The organism is Alphaproteobacteria bacterium (assembly GCA_035625915.1).
In the GTDB taxonomy this organism is placed as follows: Bacteria; Pseudomonadota; Alphaproteobacteria; order JACZXZ01; family JACZXZ01; genus DATDHA01.
In genome coordinates, this window is the sequence record DASPOR010000053.1 from 1 (window position 1) to 6,634 (window position 6,634).

Genomic DNA, 6,634 nt, shown 5'->3' on the forward strand with positions numbered 1-6,634 from the left:
GGGCCGGTCGCTGAGCTGAACGCTCACCGAGCCGAACGGGCGTCGAAGTGCTACTCGGATGGCGCGGGCCTCTCAAAATCCGGCGCCGCGAACTTCCGTCACAAAAAGCTCACTTGCGGCCTCTGCAGCGCGGCTTCTAGCTTCGCAAGGCGCTTGTCACCAACCGATTGTTTCAAGGATCGCCAAGAGGAGAATTCGAATGAGCACGACCGCCGAGAAATCGGACCACGAGCTTCTCCTGACTCGCCTGATCGCGGCCCCGCGCCATAAGCTTTATAGGGCGTGGACCGATCCGGCACTCCTCAAGCAGTGGTTCGCACCCCTGCCTTATACGACGCCCGTGGCCGAGCTCGATGTTCGTCCAGGCGGGGCCAATTTCATCGTCATGCGCGATCCCGGGGGCAACGAGTTTCCGAACCGCGGGGTCTATCTCGAGGTCGTCGAGAACAAGCGGCTCGTCTTCACCGACGCTTACGTCAAAGCTTGGGAGCCGTCGGCGAAGCCGTTCATGACGGTGATCCTGACATTCGCGGATGAAGGTGGGAAGACGCGCTATACGGCACGGGTGCGCCATTGGACCGCCGCCGATCGCGATACGCACGAGAAAATGGGCTTTCACGAGGGCTGGGGACGCTGTGCCGACCAGCTCGCGGCTCTCGTCGCGAAAATCTGACGAAAAGCCCCTTCGCGACGATGAGCGGCGCTGCGACCGCGTTGACTTTCGCCAACCGCGGGCGATTTCGCGGCATTGTGAATCGGCCGTCAGCCCGGCTCGCGCACGACGGGCGGGGGACGGTGCGAAGTCCGCACCCACATCGACATGCCCCACACCGACATGGGAGAAAATCATGGACCTCAAGCTTGACGGTCGCCGCGCCTTGGTCACGGGATCGACGGCGGGAATCGGGTTGGCGACCGCACGCGAATTGGCCCTCCTCGGGGCCACGGTTGCCATCAATGGACGCGGCGAGGCGCGCGTCAGGCAAGCGATCGCGACACTCGAACGCGACTTACGCGGCCGCCGCTTCGTCCCCGCCCCCGGCGATGTCGGGACGGCCAAAGGGGTTGCCGAAGTGCTCAAGGCCGTGCCCGACGCCGATATCCTCGTCAACAATGCCGGCATTTACGAGCCGAAGCCGTTCGTTGAGATCAGCGACGAAGAGTGGCTTCGCTATTTCGAGGTCAATGTGCTGTCGGGGGTGCGCCTCGCCCGCGCCCTTGCCCCCGGCATGGCGTCGCGGCGATGGGGCCGGATCGTGTTCATCTCCTCGGAGTCCGGGCTCCAGATTCCGAGCGAGATGGTGCATTACGGCATGACCAAGACGGCACAGCTCGCGGTCTCCCGTGGCCTCGCCGAGAGTCTCGCGGGGACCGGCGTCACCGTCAACAGCGTGCTGCCGGGGCCAACACTCTCGGAAGGTGTCGCCGAGTTCGTCAAGCAAATGTCGACCGGCGATGGCCCTGTCGACCTCGAAGCCGTTGGCACCGCCTTCGTCAAAAAGGTCCGGCCGACCTCGCTCATCGGCCGCTTCGCCAGCGTCGAAGAGGTCGCGAACATGGTCGCCTATATCTGCACGCCGGCGGCAAGTGCGACGACCGGTTCCTCCCTCCGCGTCGACGGCGGTGTGGTGAGGACGATCGCGTAAAGCATCTTCGGGCGAAAGGGCGCGCCGGCTTGCCTCAGAAGCGCCCGGATGGACCGGTCGTCATCGTCCACCCCGGTGCGGGCGGCCACCCTCATTGGACAGGCCGGTCCACCATTTCGAGATGAAGCTTGTCGCCGGTATAGGGATGAGCGAGAGCGACTTCCTCGTCGAGTTCCACGCCGAGCCCTGGGTCCGACGGTGGAATGACGTAGCCTGCTTGCCACTGGATCGGCTTTTTGAGGATTTTTGCGTGGAAGCCGCCCCAGGTCTGGATGCTTTCGAGGATCAGGAAATTCGGAATGCAGGCCGAAAGCTGCACGTTCGCCGCCCCCTCGATGGGCCCGCAATAGAGGTGCGGCGCGATTTGGGCGTAGTGCGCCTCGGCCATGCCCGCGATCTTCTTCGCTTCGAGCAGGCCGCCGACGCGCCCGAGCGCCATTTGCAGGATCGAGGCGGCACGGCATTCGAGCACGCGCGCGAATTCGTATTTCGTCGTCAGGCGCTCGCCGGTCGCAACCGGGATCGATGTGGCCCGTGCCACGAGCGCCATTTCTTCGGGCATTTCCGGTGGCGTCGGTTCTTCGAGCCATAGGGGATCGTAAGGCTCGAGCCGCTTCGCCAGTCGAATGGCGCCGGATGCGGTGAATTGGCCGTGGGTGCCGAACAAAAGATCGGCCTTGTCGCCGACGGCGTCGCGCAACAGCCGGACGAATTTTTCCGATCTCGCCAGGGATTCGAGCGAAGGCTGTCGCGGGTCGAACGCGGAATAAGGACCGGCCGGATCGAACTTCACCGCCGTGAAGCCCTTCTCGACATATTCGGCGGCGCGCCGCGCCGAAAGTTCCGCATCGTGATATATCGCTTCCGTCTCATCGGCTTCGGGGTAGATGTAGCTATAGGTGCGCAATCGCTCTTGCACCTTGCCGCCCAAGAGTTCGTAGATCGGCTTTTCGACCGCCTTTCCCACGATGTCCCAGAGCGCCATCTCGATTGCCGAGAGCACGCCCATCAACGATATATCGGGCCGCAAGCTGTAGCCGGAACCGTACACGCGCCGCCAGAGTGCTTCGATATGGAACGGGTCGATGCCGAGCACGTGACGCTCGAAGACGTCCGCCACCATCTGCTGAACGACGTGGGGACCGAACGTCGCGGCATAGACCTCGCCCACCCCCTCGATTCCGTCGTCGCTCACGAGTTTCAGGAAGACGAAATAGCGCCCGCCGAATGACGGGGGCGGATTGGCGACCACGAAGGTCTTGAGACCGACGATTTTCATGGACCGGCCTTTCTTTCGCGCCGACCGGATAACGCCGTCGCTCGGCACGCGTCCGGGAGCGAACCCTCTTTCAGCGCCCAGGGTACCGAGACAGTTTAATCGAGATTGGGGTTTCGCCCAATGTTGGAACAAAGCAGCAATCAGTGGCCGCCGTGCCCTTGAAGGAATTTCTGGTTGAAGCAGTTCTTGTAGCCGTCATCCCATGCGGCGCGATAAGCGGCATCGGTCGAATAGCGCGAATCGTTTGCCGCGGCGGAGCTGGCAAGGGTGCCACCGGGGTCCGCGCGTCCCGCCCGACAGCCGTTCCAATAGCCCTCGGTCGAAGGATCGCTTTGCGCGTCACAGCCGACGAGTGCCGTGGTGAACAACGTGACGATCGTGAAGGCGAATCTTCGGATCATTGCCCGTCCCCGAGGGCGCGTCTCAACCCCTTACCTAATTAGCCCCAGGGACGGGTGCGGCAATCTGGCGGGACCGGTCGTCTGTTACAAATTTTTGTGAGGATGCTTCTCTTCGCGAAGATTATTCGGCGTACAGCCGGCATCGCTTCGCCGATGCCGCCGCATCGCCGGAATTCGCGAATCGTTCAGCCGAAGTTCTCGCGTTATTGGGGTGCGCCGTAGTATCCGGGGACGGGTGTTACGGTTCCCGGCACGGGTGTCACGTAGGTGGGCCGGTAGGGCGCATAATAGCCAGGTGCGGGGGCGACGTATGCGGATGCCGGCGCATAGGCAGGCGCATAGGCAGGCGCCGGTGCATAGGCAGGTGCTGGCGCATAGGCGGGGGCCGGCGCATAGACCGGCTCCGGCGGGGCTGCGATCGCGCGAATTGGCGCCGTTGCCAGAAGCACCGCACCGGTCAGTACCGCGGCCCCCGCCGCGAACAATCCGAACACGAGTCCGCCGCCGTGGCCATGCCAATGATCGTGAGCCGAAGCCGATGAGATCGGCGCTGCCGCGATCGCGGCCGCCACCGCAACAGACACTGCAGCCTTCCTGTACGACATCGAAAATCACTCCCTCTCCTGGATCGATCGCCGGGGCCAATCTCCGGAAGCACCCCTTGAGCCGGACCGACGACTTCAAAAACAATATACGCGCATTATTAATTAAACGCAACGGTATCGTTTCGTTATTTTACACCGTCGCTAAAAAGCAAATTCGATCAGCGCGTTAGTAGACGCCAAAACCGGTGACAGGATCGCTTGGGCGCCTCAGCCGGTGCCGAGAGGGGAAGTTGCCCGAGTTGGACGGATACGATTGCAGCCCCCGGGGTTATTTGAGCGCCTTCCAGGTATCGACGAAGAAGCCTCGCACGTCGAGCGCTCTCGCCTTCTCCCCGGGCGTGGCGACACCGCCCGCGCATCGCCACCGAAAGATGGTGTCATGCCCCGTGACGTACATCGGAATGAAGTCGGCGTCCGGGTTCGTGCGGCACCACGCGGTTGCGGCCGGCAGTGCTGCGCTCGTGTTTGCTTTGCCGCAAGGCAGATTGGCGCCGACGACGCAAAGCATCACATTCGCGTCGGCGCATCGGTAATAGCTCGCCTGCCGCGGATAGTCCGGAGAGGCGTCGAAGAGTCGGCGAACATCCGTCATCATCGAGGCGGGTGGCGTACGCAGGGTATCGTCGTTGACGATGCGCGCGCAGTATTGAACGGGCGCTTCTTCGGGAAGCGGCCCCGCGGCCAAGCCGGGTCTTGCCAAGAAGCAGAACCCGATCGTCGCTGCGATGAATGACAAGCGGGTCATGGATCGACCGAGCATGCCAGCACCACACTCGCCCGTCTATTTGCAAAGCGATAGACGCCGATCGGAATAAGGCGGGTCTTGCCGTTTCGTGTTGCAGATTGCTTTGCGCGCCTTAACCGGAAATTTACGTCGATTAATGAAAATCCGGAAAAGCAAACTGAACGAGGCGCCATTCCAGCACAGGTCGATGCGTCGAGGCAGCCAGGACGGCGGAGCAAGACATGCCCACATCGAGACTGACGATATTGCGCGAAGCGCTTGCAGCCGATCCGTCGGCACGACGTCGCGCCGCGACCGCGAGCGAAATCGCACACGAGATTGCAAACGATGGGATGAGCGAGCGCGAGCGCGGCATAGCCCTCGAGATCCTCGAAAAGCTGGCCAAGGACGTAGAGCGGCAAGTGCGCGAAGTGCTCGCCGAGCAGGTCAAATCGTTCGCCTCGATTCCGCCATCGCTCGCGCGCACGCTTGCCGAGGATATCGATTCGGTCTCTCTTCCCGTGATCCGGCTCTCGCCGGTCCTGAGCGAAGACGACCTCCTCGCCCTCGTCCGCCAGGGCAACACCGCCAAGCAAGTGGCCATCGCAAAACGGGACAGCGTCACGGAACGGGTTTGCGATGCGCTCGTCGATACGGGCAAGCCGCTTGTCGTGTCGAGCCTTCTCGAAAACCAGAGTGCCGCGATCGGAGAGCAATCGCTCCACAAAGTGGTCGAGCACTTCCGGGGCGACGAGGCAATGAATAGCCTGCTCATCAAGCGCGCGAAGCTTCCGCTGACGGTAGCGGAGCGGATGATCGCGACGGTATCGGACTCGTTGCGCAAGCACCTTGTCGAACGGCATGGGGTGTCGTGGGATCTCGCTCATGAACTTTCGCGCCAAGCAGGCGATGGCGTGCTGCTCGAACGCGTTATCTCGGATCCGCGCGTTGCGGAAGTCGAGCGTCTGGTCGACGAGCTCTATGAAAAAGGCAGGCTTTCGCCGACGATCCTCTTGCGCGCACTTTGCCTGGGCGACGGACATTTCTTCGCCGTCGCCACCGCAAGGCTGGCGGGCGTTCCCATCGAGAATGCAACGCCGCTCATCTACGATCAGGGCCAATACGGGTTCAAGGCGATCTATGCGAAGGCAAGCCTCCCGACCGAATTGTTCCGAGCCTTCCGCACGGCCGTCGAATCGATCAGCGACGTCAAGCATGTGAAGCGGGAAAGCTGGAGCCCGGATCATTCGAGACGGATCGTCGAGCGGCTGGCGCAGGAACATAATGCAGCGTGCCCGCCGGCACTCGAACGGCTCCTCAGCCAGTTGACGCGCCAGTTGGGCGCTCAGGTACCCTACGCGACGGCGTAAGGCGGGATCAGTCCAAAACGAAGACGTGACGGGTAGCTGCGGCTCAACACGCGTCGATCGTCCCGTCGCTCATCTCCGCCGCTTGCGCCTTTCGGCACTTCCGGGCAGGCTCCGCATCGACCGAATTTGCTGCTTTGGAGCGTGCCGTCTTGCGTGTCTTCGTCACTTTCGTCTTCGCACTGACCTATCTCGGAATGGCGCTCGGGCGCATTCCGGGCTTGAGGGTCGACCGTTCGGGGATCGCGATGATTGCGGCGGTGGCGCTGGTTGCGACGAGCGCCACTCCCGCCGCCGACGTGACGGGTGCCATACATTTTCCAACTCTTCTCCTCTTGGGCGGCTTGATGATCCTCTCCGCGCGCTTCAGCGCTGCGGGGTTTTATGGCGCGGTCGCCGCGTGGATCGCCCATCAAGCGGTCAAGCCGCGGCGACTTCTCGCACTGACGATCGCCGCCGGCGGCCTGCTGTCCGCACTTCTTGTGAACGATATCGTCGTCTTCGCCATGACCCCGCTCTTGTGCGCGGGGCTCGCGCTGCGCAAGCTCGATCCGCGCCCGTTTCTCCTGGGGCTCGCGGCTGCAAGCAACGCCGGTTCGGCCGCGACACTGA

8 protein-coding genes are annotated in these 6,634 nt (G+C 62.8%); 4 read left to right on the top strand and 4 right to left on the bottom strand.

Going from position 1 to position 6,634, the window contains the following annotated elements; all coding sequences use genetic code 11:
* Positions 1-199: 199 nt before the first annotated feature.
* Positions 200-673: an SRPBCC family protein gene (locus tag VEJ16_05150; GenBank protein ID HYB09037.1), complete on the top strand. Its 474-nt coding sequence runs from the start codon at positions 200-202 to the stop codon at positions 671-673.
* Positions 674-848: 175 nt separating this feature from the next.
* The gene (locus tag VEJ16_05155) at positions 849-1,646 is read left to right on the top strand and encodes an SDR family oxidoreductase (GenBank protein HYB09038.1); all 798 of its coding nucleotides are present in this window, start codon (positions 849-851) and stop codon (positions 1,644-1,646) included.
* Between the two features lie 91 nt (positions 1,647-1,737).
* On the opposite strand, the gene VEJ16_05160 is transcribed toward VEJ16_05155, so the two are convergent.
* From VEJ16_05160 to VEJ16_05175, 4 genes are all read right to left on the bottom strand, one after another.
* Positions 1,738-2,925, bottom strand: coding sequence for a mandelate racemase/muconate lactonizing enzyme family protein (locus VEJ16_05160; protein ID HYB09039.1), 1,188 nt, complete (start codon positions 2,923-2,925; stop codon positions 1,738-1,740).
* Between the two features lie 140 nt (positions 2,926-3,065).
* Positions 3,066-3,326: a hypothetical protein gene (locus VEJ16_05165; GenBank protein HYB09040.1), complete on the bottom strand. Its 261-nt coding sequence runs from the start codon at positions 3,324-3,326 to the stop codon at positions 3,066-3,068.
* 203 nt (positions 3,327-3,529) lie between these two features.
* Positions 3,530-3,931 (bottom strand): ecotin precursor, encoded by a 402-nt coding sequence (locus VEJ16_05170; protein HYB09041.1) that lies wholly within the window; start codon positions 3,929-3,931, stop codon positions 3,530-3,532.
* Positions 3,932-4,199: 268 nt separating this feature from the next.
* Positions 4,200-4,676, bottom strand: a complete 477-nt coding sequence (locus VEJ16_05175; GenBank protein ID HYB09042.1) for a hypothetical protein — start codon at positions 4,674-4,676, stop codon at positions 4,200-4,202.
* A gap of 221 nt (positions 4,677-4,897) precedes the next feature.
* On the opposite strand from VEJ16_05175, the gene VEJ16_05180 reads away from it, so the two are divergent.
* Positions 4,898-6,025 carry a DUF2336 domain-containing protein gene (locus tag VEJ16_05180; GenBank protein HYB09043.1) on the top strand — a complete coding sequence of 376 codons (1,128 nt, stop codon included), beginning with the start codon at positions 4,898-4,900 and terminating at the stop codon, positions 6,023-6,025.
* A 149-nt stretch (positions 6,026-6,174) separates the two neighbouring features.
* Positions 6,175-6,634: SLC13 family permease (locus VEJ16_05185; GenBank protein ID HYB09044.1), on the top strand; the 460-nt coding region annotated here is incomplete at its 3' end.

What these genes read in the sequence shown, in the direction of transcription:
- VEJ16_05160 (HYB09039.1), bottom strand. Translation starts at nt 2,925, where the DNA reads ATGAAAATCGTCGGTCTCAAGACCTTCGTGGTCGCCAATCCGCCCCCG.
- VEJ16_05155 (HYB09038.1), top strand. Translation starts at nt 849, where the DNA reads ATGGACCTCAAGCTTGACGGTCGCCGCGCCTTGGTCACGGGATCGACG.
- VEJ16_05165 (HYB09040.1), bottom strand. Translation starts at nt 3,326, where the DNA reads ATGATCCGAAGATTCGCCTTCACGATCGTCACGTTGTTCACCACGGCA.
- VEJ16_05175 (HYB09042.1), bottom strand. Translation starts at nt 4,676, where the DNA reads ATGACCCGCTTGTCATTCATCGCAGCGACGATCGGGTTCTGCTTCTTG.
- VEJ16_05170 (HYB09041.1), bottom strand. Translation starts at nt 3,931, where the DNA reads ATGTCGTACAGGAAGGCTGCAGTGTCTGTTGCGGTGGCGGCCGCGATC.
- VEJ16_05150 (HYB09037.1), top strand. Translation starts at nt 200, where the DNA reads ATGAGCACGACCGCCGAGAAATCGGACCACGAGCTTCTCCTGACTCGC.
- VEJ16_05180 (HYB09043.1), top strand. Translation starts at nt 4,898, where the DNA reads ATGCCCACATCGAGACTGACGATATTGCGCGAAGCGCTTGCAGCCGAT.